This is a genomic window from Fulvivirga ulvae (assembly GCF_021389975.1).
GTDB classification, from domain to species: Bacteria; Bacteroidota; Bacteroidia; order Cytophagales; family Cyclobacteriaceae; genus Fulvivirga; species Fulvivirga ulvae.
This window is the reverse complement of the sequence record NZ_CP089981.1, coordinates 3,822,677-3,843,856: the sequence shown is the minus strand read 5'-3', so window position 1 is coordinate 3,843,856 and position 21,180 is coordinate 3,822,677. Positions and strand designations below refer to the sequence as shown.

The 21,180-nt window shown below is 43.9% G+C and carries 17 protein-coding genes; 10 read left to right on the top strand and 7 right to left on the bottom strand.

Going from position 1 to position 21,180, the window contains the following annotated elements; translation table 11 throughout:
* Positions 1-171: 171 nt before the first annotated feature.
* From LVD17_RS16415 to tgt, 4 genes are all read right to left on the bottom strand, one after another.
* Positions 172-1,659 carry a hypothetical protein gene (locus LVD17_RS16415; protein ID WP_233760098.1) on the bottom strand — a complete coding sequence of 496 codons (1,488 nt, stop codon included), beginning with the start codon at positions 1,657-1,659 and terminating at the stop codon, positions 172-174.
* A 292-nt stretch (positions 1,660-1,951) separates the two neighbouring features.
* Complete coding sequence (locus LVD17_RS16410; protein ID WP_233760097.1) at positions 1,952-2,866, bottom strand: DMT family transporter; 915 nt, start codon at positions 2,864-2,866, stop codon at positions 1,952-1,954.
* The gene (locus tag LVD17_RS16405; protein ID WP_233760096.1) at positions 2,866-3,939 is read right to left on the bottom strand and encodes an LptF/LptG family permease; all 1,074 of its coding nucleotides are present in this window, start codon (positions 3,937-3,939) and stop codon (positions 2,866-2,868) included. Before LVD17_RS16405 ends, LVD17_RS16410 begins: the two co-directional genes overlap by 1 nt.
* Positions 3,940-5,070, bottom strand: a complete 1,131-nt coding sequence (tgt, locus tag LVD17_RS16400; protein ID WP_233760095.1) for a tRNA guanosine(34) transglycosylase Tgt — start codon at positions 5,068-5,070, stop codon at positions 3,940-3,942.
* Positions 5,071-5,324: 254 nt separating this feature from the next.
* Between tgt and LVD17_RS16395 the strand changes: the two genes are divergently transcribed.
* Positions 5,325-6,416: an alkane 1-monooxygenase gene (locus LVD17_RS16395; protein ID WP_233760094.1), complete on the top strand. Its 1,092-nt coding sequence runs from the start codon at positions 5,325-5,327 to the stop codon at positions 6,414-6,416.
* 32 nt (positions 6,417-6,448) lie between these two features.
* On the opposite strand, the gene LVD17_RS16390 is transcribed toward LVD17_RS16395, so the two are convergent.
* The 3 genes from LVD17_RS16390 to LVD17_RS16380 form a co-directional block, all read right to left on the bottom strand.
* Positions 6,449-7,582 (bottom strand): DmpA family aminopeptidase, encoded by a 1,134-nt coding sequence (locus LVD17_RS16390; protein WP_233760093.1) that lies wholly within the window; start codon positions 7,580-7,582, stop codon positions 6,449-6,451.
* Between the two features lie 415 nt (positions 7,583-7,997).
* Positions 7,998-11,279 (bottom strand): amidohydrolase family protein, encoded by a 3,282-nt coding sequence (locus tag LVD17_RS16385; RefSeq protein ID WP_233760092.1) that lies wholly within the window; start codon positions 11,277-11,279, stop codon positions 7,998-8,000.
* 42 nt (positions 11,280-11,321) lie between these two features.
* Positions 11,322-11,819, bottom strand: a complete 498-nt coding sequence (locus LVD17_RS16380) for a tetratricopeptide repeat protein (RefSeq protein WP_233760091.1) — start codon at positions 11,817-11,819, stop codon at positions 11,322-11,324.
* Positions 11,820-12,177: 358 nt separating this feature from the next.
* Here LVD17_RS16380 and LVD17_RS16375 point away from each other — a divergent pair, with 358 nt between their 5' ends.
* The 9 genes from LVD17_RS16375 to LVD17_RS16335 all read left to right on the top strand — a co-directional run bounded on the left by LVD17_RS16375 (position 12,178) and on the right by LVD17_RS16335 (position 21,051).
* Positions 12,178-12,888, top strand: coding sequence for a GNAT family N-acetyltransferase (locus tag LVD17_RS16375; protein ID WP_233760090.1), 711 nt, complete (start codon positions 12,178-12,180; stop codon positions 12,886-12,888).
* Positions 12,861-14,072 (top strand): argininosuccinate synthase, encoded by a 1,212-nt coding sequence (argG, locus tag LVD17_RS16370; RefSeq protein WP_233760089.1) that lies wholly within the window; start codon positions 12,861-12,863, stop codon positions 14,070-14,072. The genes LVD17_RS16375 and argG overlap by 28 nt, the downstream gene beginning before the upstream one ends.
* A gap of 139 nt (positions 14,073-14,211) precedes the next feature.
* Positions 14,212-15,186, top strand: coding sequence for an N-acetyl-gamma-glutamyl-phosphate reductase (gene argC, locus LVD17_RS16365; protein ID WP_233760088.1), 975 nt, complete (start codon positions 14,212-14,214; stop codon positions 15,184-15,186).
* Positions 15,187-15,188: 2 nt separating this feature from the next.
* A complete protein-coding gene (proC, locus tag LVD17_RS16360; protein WP_233760087.1) occupies positions 15,189-16,007 on the top strand; it encodes a pyrroline-5-carboxylate reductase in 819 nt (272 codons plus the stop codon).
* Between the two features lie 175 nt (positions 16,008-16,182).
* Positions 16,183-17,343, top strand: a complete 1,161-nt coding sequence (locus tag LVD17_RS16355; RefSeq protein ID WP_233760086.1) for an aspartate aminotransferase family protein — start codon at positions 16,183-16,185, stop codon at positions 17,341-17,343.
* Positions 17,318-18,256: an N-acetylornithine carbamoyltransferase gene (locus LVD17_RS16350; RefSeq protein ID WP_233760085.1), complete on the top strand. Its 939-nt coding sequence runs from the start codon at positions 17,318-17,320 to the stop codon at positions 18,254-18,256. The genes LVD17_RS16355 and LVD17_RS16350 overlap by 26 nt, the downstream gene beginning before the upstream one ends.
* Positions 18,257-18,659: 403 nt before the next feature.
* On the top strand, positions 18,660-19,100 hold the full coding sequence (locus LVD17_RS16345; RefSeq protein WP_233760084.1) for an endonuclease domain-containing protein: 441 nt from the start codon (positions 18,660-18,662) through the stop codon (positions 19,098-19,100).
* A gap of 117 nt (positions 19,101-19,217) precedes the next feature.
* On the top strand, positions 19,218-19,991 hold the full coding sequence (gene argB, locus LVD17_RS16340) for an acetylglutamate kinase (RefSeq protein WP_233760083.1): 774 nt from the start codon (positions 19,218-19,220) through the stop codon (positions 19,989-19,991).
* 4 nt (positions 19,992-19,995) lie between these two features.
* Complete coding sequence (locus LVD17_RS16335) at positions 19,996-21,051, top strand: M20 family metallo-hydrolase (protein ID WP_233760082.1); 1,056 nt, start codon at positions 19,996-19,998, stop codon at positions 21,049-21,051.
* The last annotated feature ends 129 nt before the right edge of the window (positions 21,052-21,180 follow it).

The following is a 21,180-nucleotide window of genomic DNA, read 5'->3' as shown; positions in this document are numbered from 1 at the left end:
CCCTAAAGATTCCCTATTTTCTCACAGTATAAATGAAGAGGCTGCTTCAAAAAAGTTATCTGCTAATATCACACATTTCAAAATCCCTCACTTCCTGTATATTTCAGGAGGTATAAAATTTAGAATGGTGTTCGTGCTTTTCGAAACAGCCTCTTGCTTATAATTATTTATTTACTGCACCCGCTTAGGCTCAACGCTAATGCCATACCAGCCTGTTTCGTACTCTCGCGTTCTCCAACCTTTGATAAACAATATATTTACCGGCCCCAAAACTACATCGTCTGCAAAATTCACAATTACTCCACCCAGCTGGTCATTACCCAACGTATAGGTTCTGGACACTGTCTGCGATCTTGTTTCTTCAAGGCTGGCGCCAAATTTAAGGCCGATTTTCTTCAAAGTACCCTCAATAGCAAAGTTAGTAGCAAACTTCACCGTTCTTGTCTCGCTGTTAACAATGGTTTCAGTAAGATCCACTTCCTCTACTTCTATTTTAATTGTAGAAGCATAATCGTTAAGGTCCCAGGCAAATAGTGGCAAGTCTACTGACTTAGACCTGAATCCAGTGATTTTTGGCATATAGAAAAATAGCTTCTTCTCGTATTCAACAACAAAAAGATCGTCAGGTAATGCGCTGAAATAAGTAATTAGTTCTTCGCCTACACCATTCTTTGCATTTAACAGCACACGTACCTTAAACTCATAATAACCTCCTGTCCATCCTGAATTGGGGCTACCAGTTATAGTTTTAAGAGTAGGATCTCCCGTTTGATCAGCAATTTTAGAGTAGGCACTAACAGGATCTCCATTCATTCTGAAACTTCTGATGTATTCCATGTAATCATAGGAGAAAGGACCCCTGTCCTGCGTAGGCTGAATATTATAATAGACATAATCGCGGTGCCACCCATCTATGTTGAGGTAGATATTATAAGCATCAAGTAATTTTTGGTCAGGTGTTTTGGTTATCCTTGCATTCTCCTTCTCTGACTTAATGGAGCCATCAAAGCAGTCTGCGAGGAACAGAAACTCTGAGTTTCCGGCTCTGAATGCTTTGCCTTTTACCTTAGAGCTATTACGGGCATCCCTGTGTATCACCCTTTCATTTTCCTTGATCACTACTACCGGAAACGCCGGAATATGCTGGGCCTCCAGAACAAACTCATTGCCATCTTGCTCAATGATCTTCACATCATTCGTTTTGTAAGAAGTAATACCAACTGCGGGTATCACACTCTCAGCATTCCATAGCTTTGCCGAAAATGTTTCTTCCGGGAGCTCAGGAACAAAGATGGTGAGCAAAGGAACACCATTCTCTATTTGCAGAAGCTCCTCTTCACCGTCGACATGTTGCAAAAGCAACTCTCGCACAGTTTGTCCTTCTGTAAGTGTTACATCCTTAATCGCTAGATAAAGCACGTCATAATCGTTGTCAAACATTTTAAGCGCTTCATCTTTGATGAGTTTTCTTAGCTCAGGGCTCTCGGTCAGAGCCAGCCCAAACGCTTTTCCAAAAGTCTCTTTCAACTCATCCCGCTGATCTTTTGATAAAGTAATTTCAGTTCGTGACTGTGGTGCGGGGTTTTCGACAGCTGGTTCATCAGTACATGACGCCAGCGATATCAGTAAGGCGGTTGATAATAAAATGGTCTTTTTCATTGTGGTTGGTTTTTTATATGGAAACACAAATAAATAAAAATACCCAAACACAACAACTAAAATTATTTTACTTAAGTAATATTAAATTAAAATTTTTTACAATAAAAGATTTATCCTGGTACATTTTTTACATGATAATCAGGCTGTTATATATTACTACAACATCTCATAGATCTAAAAAGGAAGCGTAATTTTTTCTTGATTATTCACCAAAATCCAGGATAAACTTAACCATACACTTTTAACCTGTCATGGGTTGCTGGTTGTTAAACTCTGTTTGCCTGCTACTATTTTACCTTAGGTTATCGACTTCGAGAGCCTTTCGCTTGTATCGCTTGTTAATAACGGGGTAGATCAGTACAGAGGCAAGAATTATTAATGTTCCCCAATAGAAGCCGGGGTCCATTTTTTCCTTGTCTCCAAAAATGAGAACGGCCAGAATAATACCATAAACGGGCTCCAGGTTTACCGTAAGGTTGACCACAAAAGCTGATATTCTTTTCATCAGTTCTACGGATACCGAGAAAGCGTAGACTGTACAAACCAGGGCAAGTATAGAAAGGTAAAACCAATCCATAGCGGTAGGCATCAGATTTAACTGACCATCGGCAGCAAAGAATGTCATGTAAATGGGGAAGAACAGTGAAGTACCCAGAAATGCGCCGAGCATTTCATAGAAGGTGATCATATATGGGCCGTGTTTCTTTGTAAGCTGACCGTTGATCACCGAAAACAGGGCCGACAGCATGGCGGATACCACAGCCATCAATAGTCCTAAGGCGTGGTTGAACTGGAATCTAAATATAACATAAAGGCCTGCGATCACCACAAGACCAAGTACCACCTCAAATATTTTAATCTTCCGTTTGTTCACCCAGGGCTCGATAAAGCTGGTCCACAGTGAACAGGTAGCCATACCGGCCAGACAAACAGAAGCAGTAGAAACCCTTGCGGCAGCGAAGAACAGTATCCAGTGTGCGGCAATAATAAATCCGGTACCGAGTATTTTCAGTACCTCTTTATAGCCCAACTGGAAATTGTGCCTTCTGAAATGCAGCATAACGCCCAGGGCCATAAAGGCCAGCATGGTGCGGTACCAGACTATCTCAACTGACGGGATTGAAATTAACAACCCCAGGATAGCGGTAAACCCCCATATCCACACAATGAAGTGTAGTGTGACATAATCCTTGGTGGTAGCAGTCATTACCTCGGTACGTATTTATACATCAAAAGTGAAATTCCTCCGAAGAGAATATTGGGAATCCATACCGAAATCGCCGGATCCATACTTCCGGCTTCCGCTATGGTCTTGGTCATGATAAAGAATAAAATGTAAAGGAATGACAGGAAGAACCCTAAGGCTATCTGGAAACCTGCCCCTCCCCTTGTCTTTCTGGAAGATACAATTACTCCCATGAAGGTAAGTATCAGTACCGCAAATGGTGAAGTGAAGCGGGTATACTTCTCAACTTCAAACACCTCCACATTACTGGCGCCACGTAACCTGAGCTTGGCAATCTGCTCATCCAGCTCATTAATGGTCATGGCATCCTGGCTGCGGTAGTCATTGTCAAACTCACTGGGGTGAATGGCCAGTGTGGTATCTATTTCTTTGCCTTCTTCAATCTTCTCAACATCGCCTGTAATGCTGTGCTTACGCCAGTTGCTCAGCACCCATTTGGATTTTTCTTCGTCCCACTTTATACGGGAAGCGGACAGTTTTTCCAGCAATTTGGTGCCATCGACCTTTTCCAGCGTAAAATCATACCCCATCTCCGTTTGGTTATTATAACTTCTGATGTACAGGTAAGTATTGGGTGCTACCTGAATATGGTAGTTCGTTTTGTCAAAGTAAAATTTGCTTTTAAGGTACTCAACTTCAAAAGCAACTCTGGATTTATTGGAGTTTGGAATTACCCATCCGGTAAGTACAAAGCTTGTGACGGCTATCATGACCGAACCAATAAAGTAAGGCAGCAGCATACGCCTAAATGAAACTCCACTACTCAAAATAGCCACGATTTCCGTGTGGCCGGCCATCTTGGCCGTGACAAATACTGTAGCAATAAAAACGGTCAAAGGGGTGATAAAATTGGCTATCCAGGGAATAAAGTCCATGTAATAACCTAACACCTGCGATGTTTCCAGCCCTGCTTCGGCAAATTTGTCCGTCTTCTCAGTGATATCAATTACAAGTATGATCGATACGATGATAAGTACGGTAAAAATGAAAGCCCCGAGAAACTTTTTAAGTATGTACTTGTCTATTAATTTCATTTAGAGTCGTTGAGAAACCTTGCTGACCATTTTATTTTTCCATTGACTGAAAGTGCCGGCTTCTATTTGCACTCTTGCCTCACCTACCAGCCATAGATAAAAACTTAAGTTATGAATGCTAGCAATTTGCGCGCCTAAAATTTCCTTGCTCATGATCAGGTGTCTAAGATAAGCTTTTGAATAAAAATTATCGACATATCCCGGCAAATCCGGATCTATAGGCGAAAAGTCCCTTTCCCACTTTTTGTTTTTGATATTAATGATACCTTCTGAGGTAAAGAGCATACCGTTCCTGGCATTTCTGGTCGGCATTACGCAATCAAACATGTCTATTCCCAAAGCTATACACTCCAGTATATTGGCAGGTGTACCAACTCCCATCAGGTAGCGCGGTTTATCCAACGGCAAAATATTGCAGACATGATCTGTCATTTCGTACATCATCTCGGCAGGCTCACCTACTGAGAGGCCTCCTATGGCATTGCCTTCGCGCTCAAACGATGCAATGGCCTCGGCTGACTGCGTGCGCAAATCTTTATAAACACTACCTTGTACTATTGGGAACAACGTTTGGCTATAACCGTATTTACCTTCGGTTTTATCAAAATGTTCACAGCATCTTTTTAGCCAGCGGTGGGTCATGTGCATAGACTTTTCAGCGTAGTCGTACTCACATGGGTATGGTGTACACTCATCAAAAGCCATGATAATATCTGCACCTATAGTACGCTGAATATCCATTACCGCTTCGGGGGAGAATATATGCCTTGATCCGTCGATATGCGACTGGAAGGTTACGCCTTCTTCCTTTATTTTACGGGTATCCGCTAAAGAATAGACCTGGTACCCACCACTATCTGTAAGTATGGGCCTGTCCCATCCGTTAAATTTATGCAGTCCACCCGCTTCCTCTATGATGTCCAAACCTGGCCTGAGGTATAAGTGATAGGTATTACCCAATATTATCTGGGCTTTAATATCTTCTTTCAGCTCTCGCTGATGCACTGCTTTTACTGATCCGGCAGTACCCACCGGCATAAAAATAGGAGTCTTGATCTCTCCATGATCTGTTGTAATTGTACCTGTTCTTGCTTTACTTCCCGGATCTTTTGACTCTAGCTTAAAATTCATTTTTTACCTTTAATAAACAGGGCGCAAAAATAAGGTTAATATTTACAAATGGCACTAAGGTTCATTGCTTAACTGATTGCTGATAAATCTCCTGTTCAATTATTTCTCGTTAGCTTACTCACTTAATAAGCTGCCATGGGACTACCGACTTTTTGTACCTGCCGATTGCCAACTCTTCACTGAATATCTCATTTTGAAAACAATGATCCACATTGATGCTGGCAAACCTCATCTAAATTCACTATTTTACATACATGAACATAGGTCGTAAATTAGGCTTTTTTACCGCTTTCATCTTGCCTGCATGGGTACTGCTGGGCTACACACTGGGCGGCTGGGGCAACTTTGCAACATTGCTCCATGTGTTTATCCTTTTACCTTTGATAGACCAATCCGTTGGGGTTGACACTCAAAATGTGCCGGAAGAGAAGGCAAAAATTATCTCCAATGAATTTTACTATCGCTTTGTAACCTATGTCTGGACGTGGTTCCAGTTGGCCTTTATCGGCTGGGGCATCTATGCAGTAACTTTTGGCAAAATAAGCACTCCCATAGAATGGATTGGTTTTACCTTAAGTTTCGCCCTTGTTACTGGTGGCATCGGTATTACAGTAGCTCATGAGCTGGGGCATAAAAAGCCGTCCATAGAGCGTTTTTATTCCAAGCTGTTGCTCATGACGGTCAGTTATATGCACTTTTACATTGAGCACAACAAAGGCCACCATGTACATGTAGCTACTCCTGAAGACCCGGCTACAGCCCGTAAAAATGAAACGTTCTATGCCTTTTGGGTACGCTCTGTTTTCGGAGGTTATATACATGCATGGAAAATTGAAAACGAGAGATTAAGAAGGAAAAACAAAAGCCCTCTAAGCGTTCAAAACAACATGATCTGGTTTGCAGTATTGCCTGTATTGTTCTGCGCGGCAATCACTTTCGGCCTGAGTATGTATACCGGTTATTTTACCTGGCAGGTACCTGCCTTTTTCTTCGGGCAGAGCTTTTTGGCTTTTAGTCTGCTTGAACTCGTCAATTATGTAGAGCATTACGGCATCCAACGCAAGGAAATAGCCCAGGGCCGCTACGAACGGGTCACTCCCATCCATTCCTGGAATGCCAGCCACCTGATTAGTAACTTCTTCCTTTTTCAGCTACAGCGTCACTCCGACCATCACGCCAATGCCATCAAAAGATACCAGGTATTGAACCACTACGATGAAAGCCCGCAGTTACCAGCAAGCTATCCTACCATGATCATTATAGCACTGGTTCCTCCACTTTGGTTCAGTATGATGAATAAGAGGTTGGAAAAGTGGCATTCAGCCAACAATTTGCAGACTGCTTAGTTTGTCTAAGAAAAACCAAAATCCAAAAGTGATTATTTAACCTTATTATACTTCTTCATAATCTCCACCACCTGCTCTACCGGCAAGGCTTTGATAGTATGATTATCCCTGCCTGTAATGGTTTGCGCTGCAAATAGTGAATTTAATATGGCCTCCTCGGTAGCTTCAATAGTTGCCAGAAACAGGGGGCTCATGGCCTCATTAGATAAAACTTCACTTTTGTAGAACATCAACTCTTCTGAATTTGGTACAAAATTATCTTTGGCTGTAGATACGGCAATCACATAATCCCCGCTTCCATTGGAGGCAATCCCACCGGTTTTGGCAAGGCCCAGCATAGCTCTTTTGGCCAGTCTTTTCAGGTTTCTCGAAGACAACGGCGCATCGGTCATGACCACGATCATACATGAGCCATCAGCTTCGTTAAGAATCTCTTCCATGTAAGGATAATGGTTCAGCTCCTGCCCTATGGGCACGCCATTGATTTCCAAAACACCTCCAAAATTGGTCTGCACCAGCACCCCAACGGTATAGCCTCCTTTAGCTTTAGGAACAACCCGGGAAGAAGTACCAATACCACCTTTATACCCAAAGCAGATCGTGCCAGTACCGGCGCCAACATTTCCCTCTGCTACTGTACCTGATTTTGCATTTTTGATGGCATTCAGCACATGTTCCTGGGTGATATGCCTCCCCCTGATGTCATTTAACCAGCCATCATTAGTCTCTCCTACTATTGAATTTACAGACCTGACCTCTTCATTTCCCTGCCGGTTCAGTGTATAGGTAATCAGGCCTTCCGAGGCCGCAGGTACGCTAAGGGTATTGGTTAAAATGATCGGGGTTTCGATATTTCCAAGTTCTTCTACCTGGCTATACCCGGCAAGCTTACCAAAGCCATTGCCAATGTACATAGCGGCAGGCGCCTTCATTTGATAGATATTGCCCTCATGAGGTATTATAGCGGTCACCCCAGTCCTGATATTATCACCCTTCACTACGGTGGTGTGCCCAACCGTTACTCCGGCAACATCGGTGATGGCATTATTTTTACCGGTTTTTAAAACTCCGATCTCTATTCCGTAGTCTCTTAATCTTTTGTTTTGGGAATTAGCAATCATGAGTACTGAGGTAATCAATATCAGGGTTAATAAACTTTTTTTCATGGTTATACAGGTATTCCCGTTTCATAGCGGGCAAGGTTGATTTTTATGGATAATGCCAGACAAGGTAATTAGTCAGGAATTTTAAAACAAGTGTATTGGGAGCGAAGGAAGATGCACGGCTTACCAGATTTGGCTAAAGTATTGATTTTGAAAGCGATAAAATTTTATATTCCTGTTGATAGGCATAGTGGGGACACACCGTTATAGATGAGTTTGTTTTTCATGGTGGGGGATTGCTTCTTCGTTTCCCGATAGCGTTCGGGACAAGCTGCACCTCGTATCGCAATGAACGATAATATTTAGTTTCTCCTTCTTTACTCAAATATATGGGGTACACATTAGATTTAGCGAGCCCTAACAAAAAGCCCTGCCAAACATTTAAGTCCGGCAGGGCTGATTTCAAACCTGTGTATAGTTAGTGGCTCTCCTCGCAGCTACAGCCTACTGTCATGTAGCTTTCTCCCGCCTCATGCCAGTCAAACGCCTGATTGTACTTATTATTTTCCCAGTAAAATTTACTTCTCTTTTCTTCCTTGTTACCGATCTCGTTCATCGTAGCAGCATCATAAAGCCTGCCATTGACCATGGTGTAAACTACTGAATTGCTATTCTGAATATCCTCAAGCGGATTTTTATCCAGTATTACCAGGTCAGCCAGTTTGCCTGTCTTGAGCGACCCTATCTGATCATCCATACCAAGGTAGTTGGCTCCGTTGATCGTGGCAGCCTTCAGGGCTTCCATGTTGGTCATACCTCCCTGTTGAAGCATCCAGAGTTCCCAGTGGGCGCCAAGGCCTTGTAGCTGTCCATGGGCTCCTAAGTTAACCTTTACACCAGCATCGGTCAGGGCTTTAGCCGTTCTGGAAACAAGGATGTGGCCATTTTCATATTCATTATCCGGAGCCATAGTTCTGTGTCGTGACCTGGAATCGATAACTCCTCTCGGATAGAAGGTCAGCAACCTTTCATTTTCCCAGACATTGGTTTTCTGATACCAGAAGTATTCACCATTCAACCCTCCGTAATTTACAATTAATGTAGGTGTATAGCCTGTTTTGCTATTGCCCCAGAGGGTTTCAACATCTTCATAAACCGGGGCTACGGGTATATTGTGCTCAATTCCGGTGTGCCCGTCCATGATCATGGTCATGTTGTGATAGAAGGTAGAGCCACCTTCCGGCACCACCAGCATGTTAAGCTCCCTGGCGGCCTGAATTACCTGCTGTCGCTGATCCCTGCGCGGCTGATTATAGCTTTTCACTGAAAATGCACCAAAGGCTTTTGTTCTTCGCAAAGCAGATCGGGCATCATCTATACTATTGATTGTGGCTTTAAAATCTCCATCAGCTCCATAAAGGATTATACCTGTAGAAAACAACCTTGGCCCATGCATTTTTCCTGATTTTATAAGCTCTGACATGGCAAAAACTGTTGTGGTATTGGCCGAAGGATCGTGTGCAGTGGTTACGCCGTAGGCAAGGTTAGCATAAAAAGGCCAGTGCTTCTGAGGCAAAACGCCATAACTAAAGGCTCCTACGTGCGCATGGACATCCACCAACCCTGGAATAATCGTCTTCCCGGCCACATCATATACTTTTGCATTGGCGGGAACGGTTACTTCACCTGTCTTGCCAATGGCTTCAATTTTATTGTTTTTAACTACGATAGTACCGTTTTCAATCACTTCATCACCTTCCATGGTAATTATTCTGGCCCCTTTGAATACAATGACTCCTTCGGGCTTGTAAGTATCTGCAACCAGACCTACTTTCAGCCCTACCGTATCTACAGGAGGAATGCTATCCGGCGAACCTTCAAGAAAGGTAAAACGCTCTTTAATGTCATTGGTAAAATACTCTTCACCCAATGTCCAGTGTATTTTTTTGCTATCTGCTGACCAGTGCAGGTTAATCCCCGCATCCCGGGTGATGGCTGCCACCGGGAAAGCTGTTGTTTTATCATCAAGGTCGATAGCCTGCCCGGTATGAGGCATAGGAGCTATGTAAGCCTTATGCAGGTTAATAAAGGCTACCCACTTATTATCAGGGCTGGGTACAAGCCTGTTGGCATATTTTGACTTCAACAGTGTCCTTTTATCCTCACCATTCAGGTCAACACTCTTTAATTCTTTAGTCAGGTTTCCAAAAAAGTATCCTCCCGACTGATAAAATATACGTGATCCATCAGCGCTATAGCGCGGGTATTCTCCTTCGTCAACTACAAGCCTGGCCTTACCACCATTCACCGAAATCCTGTAGATACCTGCATTTTTATTGAAGGTACCGCCCAGCATACTATTTCCAGACTCCTTCACAAATACAATCTCTTTGCCATCAGGGGAGAAAGTGGGGCTTCTGTAAATTCCTTTTTCAGAAGTCACGTTCACGGGTTGGGCCTTTCTGCTTTTCAGGTTGAGCTTTTGTACTGCTCCCATCCCTTCATCATTCCAGCTTACATACACTACTTCGTTTCCATCAGGCGAAAAAGAGGGCTCAAACTCAAAATCAGAAGAAGAAGTAAGCCTTTGTGGTTTACCATCTGGTAGTTCTTTTTTATAAATATGCCCTAACGCGTTGAACACTAAAGTTTTACCATCAGGTGAGGTCACGGCATTGCGGATCACCCTGGCTGTGAATTTATCCGGTGCCACTTCATTTCTGAATTTCAAAGTCTCCGCAATTTTCAGTTTTGCATTAACCGTGAAAGGCACATCGGCAACAGTCAGGCTATTCACATCTATTTTGTTGATCTTACCTGCTGACCAGATATAGATTGAATTATTGTCGGGACTCCAGTTGAAGTTGGGATAAATTCCAAATATGGCCCAGGCTTCCTGCTGATCTTTATTTAGCTGGTCGTAAACAGGCCATTCTTCACCGGTTTTCAAGTCATGAATGAACAGCACACTTTTTTCCCTTACCCGTTTGATAAATGCAAGTTTTGAACCATCCCTTGAAACCTGAGGCCTGGCTGCTCCACCCGGCCCTCCGGTGATGGTTTTAACAGACCCGTCTGCAAAATCATATCGCTGAATAACATAGATCTGGCTGTTTGGATCTTTATTGTATTTAAAATAGCCTCCGGGATACATGTCCTCGCTATAGTATAAGTATTTCCCATCAGGGGATACTGAAGGCTCATTCACATCTTGCTGGTCATTTTTTCTTGTTGTTAACTGCAGGCCACTTCCCCCGGTAATGTGGTACATCCACATCTCTCCTGCACCTAAAGATCGCTGAGATGTAAAGTGTTTTCTGGCAATAAGATAGTTTCCGTCAGCAGACCAAACCGCATTATTCAATAACCGGAAGCTCTCTTTGGTCACCTGTTTGGCATTGCTACCATCCCTATCCATGATCCAGATATTGTCACCCCCTCCGGCGTCGCTGGTAAAAGAAATTCTCTTTCCGTCAGGGCTGAATCTGGGTTGTATTTCAAAGGGTAGTCCTGGCCTTAACACTTTAGCCTCACCTCCGGCTACCGGCATGATGTAGATATCACCCATAAGGTCAAAAACAATGTCTTTACCGTCAGGACTAACATCCAGGTTCATCCAGGTACCTTTATCCGTTTTCAGGTCAACTTCTTTAAAATTCCAGTCTCCCAGAGGATCTGCTACTTTCCACTCTTCTTTTTTCTGCGCATTCAACATTGACGCTATGACAAGGAATACCCCTACTAACAGGTGTTTTTTCATTGTTTTAAGATTTATACTATTTCTGATTTACGATTTTCAATACTATTCACATTCTACAGGCACATCGGAGCCCATCTCACGGGCTTTCTCCCAATCTTCCGCAGCCTCGTCAACTTTTCCCTGAATGCATTTTATACTCCCTCTGTTGATCAATGCAAGTGCATAATCAGGCCTGAGTTTCAGGGCCTCATCAAATGAAGCTATGGCTTCTTCATATTGGTTGAGCATGAAGTAGGAATATCCCTTTTCATAATATGCTTCCGGATACTCAGGTTTTATCTCTAAAGCATTGTTATATGCCGAGATCGCTGCCCAGTTATCCCCGATCTGAGATTGGCAAACACCCATCAGGTAATAAGCCTCCGGATTGTCCGGGTCACGTTGCAACGCCCGATTAAAAAAATCAATGGCAGACCTGTAGTCTCCCGACTCATATTCCTGATAACCAATATCTACCAGTTCGGATACTTTTTGCTGGTTTTGACACATACCTGCGGAGCAGGTAAAAATTGCCAGTATGGCGACAAAAAGAGTTTTCATAGCCGCCAAATTAAATGATTTTAAAATGTATTGATAAAAAATAGTGACTTTTTACACTAGTGGTAGTCTAATCCAAAAAACGCTGATGACGTTAATATTTTAAATTATTTCTTGCGATTAAAAAATAAAGTTACATACTTTGGACTTCCGATGAATAATTCAGCCACATATACACCCGTTCTTAACGCAGCAGCAGTTGCGGTAGCCCCGGTGTGTGCTCCTGTGGCCAGGATTAGGGCAGCCAGGCCCCTTGCGGGTATATAACTTTTCGCGGTGGTACGTCCACTGCATCCTCCAATCCAATTTCCAGTAATTAATTAACCGCCGAAAGGCTCACATTCTTAAACTATTTCCTGCAATGTCGGAAATTAAAATTACCATAGCTGGCGAAGCGCATGTGCACTTTGCCGAAGAAATTTGCACCATGATGGAGCAAGCCGCCCAGCAGCGCGGCACTGGTATAGCCAAACGCTCTCCCTTGTACGTCAGTGCTAAAATGATGGAAGGGAAGGCTGTAATAGCCATATCTGGTGGTGTCCCGGTAGGCTTCTGCTACATCGAAACCTGGGGGCATGGCAAATACGTGGCTAACTCCGGGCTTATTGTACACCCTGACTTTCGTAATACCGGCCTGGCCCGTGATATAAAGGCTGAGGCTTTTAAGCTTTCACGTAAGAAATTTCCTGAAGCGAAGATCTTTGGTATCACCACTAGCCTGGCGGTAATGAAGATCAACTCTGACCTGGGCTATAAGCCGGTAACTTTTTCTGAGTTGACTACGGATGAAGAATTTTGGAAAGGCTGCCAAAGCTGTCGGAATTATGACATCCTAACCCGAACAAACAGGTCTCACTGCCTTTGTACCGGTATGATGTATGACCCGAACAAACCTGCAAAGCCTGCAAATAAAAAACTGAACAAGGAAGAGCGGTGGGAAAGATTCAAACGCTTCGTCAAGTTTCAGGGCTTTAAAGAAGGGGCAGATCGCCTTCGTCAAAAAATCAAAAACAAATCTGGTAACCTTAAATTCAATAAATTATCATGGCTGTCAAAAATATCGTTGTTTTAGCTTTTAGCGGAGGCCTGGACACCTCCTACTGTGTAAAATACCTGAAGCATGACCTTAACTTTGAGGTACATTCTGTACTGGTAAACACTGGCGGGTTTAGCCAGGAAGAGCTTAAAGCTGTAGAAGACCATGCTTATAAACTGGGCGTGGCTAAACATGAGACCGTTGATGTAGTCGATGAATTTTATGAAAAGGCTATCAAGTACCTCATTTTTGGCAACGTACTGAAAAACAACACCTATCCGCTCTCGGTAAGTGCCGAACGAGTATTTCAGGCTATCGCTATAGCGGAATATGCCCGGAAAGTTGATGCTCAGTACATTGCTCACGGCAGCACCGGTGCAGGCAACGATCAGGTACGGTTTGACCTGGTGTTTAACATCATGGTACCCAATGCGCAAATCATTACTCCTATCCGCGACCAGCAGCTCTCACGACAGGCTGAAATAGAATACCTAAAGGCTCATGGTGTGGAAATGAATTGGGAAAAAGCTAAGTACTCCATCAATAAAGGCCTATGGGGCACAAGCGTAGGAGGTGCAGAAACACTGACCTCCAAAGAAGCGCTGCCAGAACAGGCTTACCCAAGCCAATTGAAGAAAGAAGAACCTGTTCAAATCACTCTGGGCTTCGAGAAAGGTGAGATCACCAGTATTAACGGAGAGTCCGTTAAACCTGTGGATGCTATCATAAAACTCAATGAGATGGGAAATGCCTACGCTATTGGCCGTGACATCCATGTAGGTGACACTATCATTGGCATCAAAGGCCGTGTAGGCTTCGAAGCTGCAGCCCCGCTTATGCTTATCAAAGCTCACCACCTGCTGGAAAAGCATGTGCTTACCAAATGGCAACAGCACTGGAAAGAGCAACTGGCAAGCTGGTATGGTATGATGATGCATGAAGGGCAATACCTCGACCCGGTGATGCGCAATATTGAGAAATTCATTGAAGACACTCAGGAAAACGTAACAGGCAAAGTTTATGTAACACTCGCTCCGTACCATTTTCAGGTAACAGGTATCGAGTCTGAGCATGACCTGATGAACTCTAAATTTGGCCACTATGGCGAAATGAACAGTGGATGGACTGGCGAGGATGTAAAAGGTTTTACCAAAATACTGGCAAACCAGACGAAGATCTACTATGCGGTAAATAAGCAGACCGAAGTAGAGGTCTCTTAATTTAAAAACAAAAAAATAGCAGCCGTCACCCTGAACTTGATTCAGGGCCTCCTCACAAAGGTCAAATGCCCGATCGAGGAGATTCCAAATCAAGTTTGGAATGACGAGGCGATATTTGAGATAAGAAACAAAGCAAAAAATGATAAAAACAGGAATTATAGGTGGAGCAGGATATACAGCAGGAGAACTGCTGCGCATACTGATACACCACCCTGAGGTAGAAATAACTTTTGTACAAAGCTCCAGCCAGAGCGGTAAACCTGTCAGCAGCATCCATGATGACATGATAGCAGAAACTGATCTGGTTTTTAGCGACGCTATGGCTCCGGCGGATGTGATCTTTCTTTGCCAGGGACATGGCAAATCGCTTGCATGGGTTAAAGAGAATGAGCTGAGCAGCTCCACCCGGATCATTGACCTGAGCCAGGACTTTCGCCATCAGGCAAAAGCAAGCTATGGTGACCGTAGCTTTGTTTACGGACTGCCTGAATTAAACAAAAGCAAAATTGAAAATGCTTTAAACATAGCTAACCCTGGCTGCTTCGCTACGGCTATCCAACTGGCATTGTTGCCTCTTGCCAAGGCTGGTCTTATTAAAGATGAAATCCATGTGCACGCCATCACCGGATCTACCGGCGCAGGGCAGGCTCCGGGAGAAACAACACATTTTAGCTGGAGAAACAACAATGTTTCAGCTTACAAATCATTTGAGCATCAGCATCTTATAGAAATAAAGGAAAGCCTTACCAGCCTGCAATCAGGGCTTGACCGGGATATTAATTTCATACCTGTACGGGGTAATTTCAGTCGCGGGATTTTCGCTACGGCTTACACCCACTTTGAAGGTGGTCTGGAAGAGGCTTTGAAGCTCTATAAAGATTTTTATCAGGAGGCACCCTTCACTATAGTGGTTGACACTCCTGTTCACCTCAAACAGGTGGTAAACACTAACCATTGCCTGATCCAACTGGAAAAGCATGGGAATAAGCTGCTGATCACCAGCATTATAGATAATTTATTAAAAGGGGCTTCCGGACAGGCCGTTCAAAACATGAACCTGATGTTCGGACTGGATCAAAGCCTTGGACTCAAACTAAAAGCTAACGCATTCTAATCATGAAACAACAAACGATAGCCATTTTAGGAGCTGGCAACCTTGGCCTTGCCATTTACAAAGGACTCAAAAAAGGTGGTTTGCTGGAAAACAATAAACTGATCCTTACAAGAAGAGATATCAGCGGTTTAATTGGCATAAAGGACCCCTCGGTAACCATCACCACTGAAAACCCGAAAGCTGTTGAAGAGGCTGACATTATTATTTTTGCGGTACAACCCAAACAATTAAGAGGACTCCTCCAGGAAGTAAGCCCCGTATTAAACCCTGACAAGCATACTCTGATATCGGTAATTACGGCAGTAACCATTCCGGAAATGGAAGAATCGCTTTCCGGCAAATTTCCAATCATCAGGGCTATGCCTAATACGGCCATTGCTGTTCTACAATCCATGACATGTATGGCTTATAATGACCTCGGAAAGTCTAAAATAAGCATGGTACAAACCATCTTCAACTGTGTAGGCAAGACCCTGGTAATCCAGGAGGAGCTTATGCAGGCCGCAACGGTGGTTTGCGCCAGTGGCATTGCCTTCTGGATGCGGTTCATCCGCGCCACTACCCAGGGGGGTGTACAGTTGGGTTTTGATGCTGAATATGCCCAGGAGATCGCTGTTCAAACCTGTCTTGGCGCTGCCAGCCTGCTCGCCGGCAATGGAGGCAGCCACCCGGAAAGCGAAATAGACAAAGTAACGACACCACAAGGCTGCACCATATCAGGACTCAACGAAATGGAGCACAACGGCTTAAGTTCCGCACTGATCAAAGGCCTGGTGAAGTCATACGAGAGGATCAATAAAATGAAGGAAACGACTAAATAGCTTGTCGCCCAACTGTTCCCTTGAGGGGATTACAGGGGGTTAGCCAGCCAGAAAATCAAATAACCACCTCCTCAAGAGGTATAATTTATAAAACAAAAGAAAAGGAAATTATTAACCATTAAACAAAAAGATGAACGACAAAATCATCCACTAACTAACAATTAATTTTTTATTCATGAAACTATTTAAGGTATACCCCCAGCTTGACCTGGAGCTTACGAAAGCTCAGGGATGCTACGTTTATGACAGATCCGGTGCTCAATATCTTGACCTCTACGGAGGACACGCCGTGATCTCGGTCGGTCATACGCACCCACACTATGTCAAACGTATTAAAGAACAACTGGACGCGATAGCCTACTACTCCAATGCCGTTATTAACCCCGTACAACTTAGCCTTCTTGAAAAACTGGGCCAAATATCGGGGTATGATGCATACCAGTTATTTTTATGTAACTCAGGAGCGGAGGCCATCGAAAATGCCTTAAAAATAGCCTCGTTTCATACGCAGAAAGACAAACTGATTGCCTTCAACCGGTCATTCCACGGCCGCACTTCAAGAGCACTCTCTGTAACGGACAATGACAAATACCGCTCATTGCTCGACAAGTACAGTAATGTGCAATTTATGAACATGGATCTGGATGCTGTTGAAGTAGCATTGAAAAACCAGGATGTCTGTGCGGTGCTGATAGAAGGTATCCAGGGACTGGCAGGTATTTATATGCCTGATGCTGGTTTTCTTCCCGGCCTGAAAAAGCTTTGTGAAAAATACGGTGCCCTGCTGGTTGTGGATGAGATCCAGTCAGGCTATGGCCGTAGTGGAAAATTCTTTGCGCACCAACATGCCGATGTACAGCCTGACCTGATCACCGTGGCTAAGGGTATGGCTAACGGTTTCCCTATGGGTGGTGTGTTGATCAGTCCGGAAATAGAGGGCTGGTTTGGTATGTCTGGCTCTACTTTCGGTGGCAACCACCTGGCTTGTGTGGCGGCTTTGGCAACGCTGGAGATTATTGAGAATGAAAATCTTGTGGAAAACGCTCAAAATGTAGGCTCAGCACTGGCTGAGGCTGTAAAAGCTATCCCCGAGGTAAAAGAAGTTCGTGGAGCAGGCCTGATGATCGGCGTAGAATTCGATTTTCCTGTAAAAGACATCAGAGAAAACCTGATGAAGGAGAAGCATGTATTGACAGGAATGGCGGCCAACCCGAATGTTATCCGGTTATTGCCTCCACTGACCCTGACACGGGAGCAGGCTAATCAATTTGTAGAAAAACTAACATTAAGTATAGAAAAAACAAAATCAGATGCAGCAGTTCTTATCGGTAAGTGACCCGGAAGACCCGGGTAGTTTAGTCAAAAAGGCATTAGCCTTGAAAAAAGACCCTTTTGGGAATCAGATAGGAAAAAACAAAACACTCGGGCTGGTATTTTTTAATCCCAGCCTGAGAACCCGCATGAGTTCGCAAAAAGCAGCCATGAACCTGGGCATGAATGTCATGGTAATGAACATTGACAAAGACGGATGGAGAATAGAAACTCAGGATGGCGCCGTTATGGACGGTGACAACCAGGAGCATATCAAAGATGCCGCCCGGGTTATGAGCCAGTATGTTGACATTCTTGGCGTACGGACTTTTCCTGCATTAAAAAACCGTGAAGAGGATTACTCCGAAAGTGTAATCAATCAGTTTGTCAAGCATTCGGAGGTTCCCACCGTCAGCCTGGAGTCAGCCACCCGGCACCCTTTACAATCACTGGCAGACCTGATTACCATTGAAGAATTGGGCATCAAAAAGCCTAAAGTAGTTTTGTCGTGGGCTCCACACCCTCGAATTTTGCCCCAGGCAGTCCCCAATTCATTTCTGGAATGGATAAAAACAACAGATGCCGAAGTAACTCTTGCCTGTCCGGAAGGTTATGAGCTGGATGACCAGTTTATCGATGGTGTAACCATCAGCCATGATCAGGATAAGGCTTTTGAAGGCGCCGACATCATCTACGCCAAAAACTGGAGCAGTTATCACCACTACGGCCAGCGCCTGGATGTTAAAGAAGACTGGACTATCACCAGCAAAAAAATGGCACTGACCAACAACGGAAAGTTTATGCACTGCCTGCCCATCCGCAGAAATGTGGTGGCAACGGATGAGGTTATTGACAACTCGATAGTTTACCGGCAGGCCAAAAACCGGGAGTTTTCAGCGCAGGTGGTATTGCAGGAGATTTTGGAGGGGATGCAATGACGTTGCGCAGAACACCCTCCGGCCTACGGCCATCCCGATACTGATCGGGACAGGCTCTCCCTCAAGGGAGGAGTTAGTGCGGTTGAAGGATTAAATGAGCGCAACCAAATTAAAGCTGTATTAAAATTGATGGCACGGCCCTAAACTGTCCCCTTGAGGGGACTACAGGGGTGTTGGCCAACCAGAAAAGTGAAATTTCAAATAGATAACAATAAAGCAAAACACCCTCCCGCCACGGCAAGAAAAACCGGGACACAGCATTCCTGGCGAGGGCTGGTGTAGTTGAAAGATTTAAAATATTCAACTAAGTTAAAAGGTAGAATTAAATCGGATGGCACTGCCCAACTGTCCCCTTGAGGGACTATAGGGGTGTTAGCCAACTAGAAAAGTACAAGCTAACTCGATGTCAAAAAACAAAATCATACCGTACAGAAAAGATTTGAAAGCAAAAGCCCGGGAGCTTAGAAAGCATAGTACACTTTCAGAAATCTTGTTGTGGTGTGAGATTAAAAACAGACAGTTACTAGATTATCAATTTCACAGGCAAGTGCCCATGTTGGATTACATCGTTGACTTTTATTGTCATGAACTGGCACTGGTCATTGAGGTTGACGGGGAGAGCCATTATCATGATGATGCCCCAGAAAGAGACGAAATACGACAAAAGAGGATTGAGCAATACGGAGTGACATTTTTAAGATTTGATGATAAAGATGTAAAGCAAAATATGTCCTTTGTTTTAGATTCAATTCATCAGTGGGTTTCGGATTATGAAGAAAAAGCGGAGGTTGAAATGAGGGACACCCTCCCCCCTGCGGGTACCTCCCTCAAGGGAGGACTTTAGTGCGATTGAAGGATTCATAGTGTGCAACTTTTAAAAGGCAGTATTAAACGATGGCACCGCCCTAACTGTCCCCTTGAGGGGACTACAGGGGTGTTGGCCAACCAGAAAACATCAAATATGAAAACCAAACTAACAGTAATAAAAATCGGAGGTAACGTTATTGATGACGCTGAAACTTTAAAGCATGTGCTTCAGGAGTTTAGCGAGCTGAACTCTCCGAAAATACTGATCCATGGCGGTGGAAAAATAGCCTCTGAGCTTTCGCTGAAATTAGGCATACAACCCAAAATGATTGAAGGAAGACGCATTACTGATGCTGAAACACTCAAGGTGGTCACCATGGCGTATGGGGGTTTGGTCAATAAAAATATAGTTGCCCAGCTACAGGCATTCGGCTGTGATGCACTTGGCCTGACCGGGGCCGATGCCAATGTGATCCCTGCACAAAAAAGGGTAAACAAAGAAATTGACTATGGGTATGTAGGGGATTTTGAAGCCGATAGCATCAATGTTGAGAGGTTATCATTTTTCCTTGAAGGAGGCCTTACGCCTGTATTTTGTGCCTTGACGCATGACAAAAATGGTTCTTTACTGAATACCAATGCCGACACGCTGGCGGCCGGAATAGCCACTGCTCTTTCTAAAAAGTACGATGTGAAACTTATCTACTGCTTTGAAAAACCCGGTGTACTACTGGATGCTGATGATGACAAAACGCTGATCCGTGAACTGGGTTATTTGCACTACCAGCAGCTCAAAGACGATGGTATTATCCATACAGGCATGATACCTAAACTTGAGAATGCTTTTGCAGCCCGACGGCATGGTATTGATGTGGGTATTAAGCATGCTCTTGATCTGAATAAATCGGCAGGCACTATTCTGTTATAAATCCATGAACTACACGCAAGAAGCCATATCACTACTTAAAAAATTAATTGCCATCCCTTCATTATCAAGAGAAGAGGAAGCCACAGCTGATGCTATTGCTACTTTTCTTGAGCAATATGGTGTAGCTGTAGTAAGGTCTGGCAATAATGTATGGGCAAGAAACAAGTATTATGACCCAGGGAAACCAACCGTTCTCTTAAACTCTCATCATGATACGGTGAAGCCAAATGCAGGATATACCAGAGACCCATTTGCCGCGGAAGTGGTTGATGGAAAACTATTTGGATTGGGCAGTAATGACGCGGGCGGGCCTTTGGTAAGCCTGATCGCCACGTTTCTGACGTTTTATAAAAATGAAAATTTAACGCATAACCTGATCCTGGCGGCTACAGCCGAAGAGGAAATATCCGGCAAGGGTGGAATAGAAAGCATTTTACATGATCTGGGGCAGGTGGAACTGGCCATCGTAGGTGAGCCTACACTCATGCAAATGGCCGTTTCAGAAAAGGGACTTCTGGTACTGGACTGTACGGCCAAGGGAAAAGCAGGCCATGCTGCCAGAAACGAAGGAGAAAACGCCATATACAAAGCCATAAAGGATATTAGCTGGTTTGAAAATTTCCAATTCCCTAAAGTCTCGGAGACATTGGGACCAATCCATATGAATGTCACTCAAGTCCAGGCAGGGTCACAACATAATGTGGTGCCTGACATTTGCAGTTTTGTGGTCGATATTCGGGTAACAGATGCTTATAGCCATGAAGACATTTTAGAAATTATAGAGGTACATACCAGTTGCGACGTAAAGGCACGGTCAACGCGCTTGAAACCTTCTGGTATTGATAAAAATCATCCGGTTGTAAAGCTTGCTAAGGAGATGGATATCAAAACTTATGGATCACCAACATTATCAGACCAGGCACTGATCCCGTTCCCTAGTATAAAAATGGGGCCTGGTGACTCTGCCCGCTCGCATACTGCCGATGAATTTATTTATATTAAGGAAATTGAAGAGGGTGTTGAGTTGTACAGGAAGTTGTTAGGGAGATTGATTATATAATTAAAAATTGTGCAACCATTCAAAAGCAGTATTAAAATCGATGGCACCGCTCCAACTGTCTCCTTGAGGGGACTACAGGGGTGTTAGCCGTCCAGAAAATAATATCAAAAACAGATCAACTAATACAAA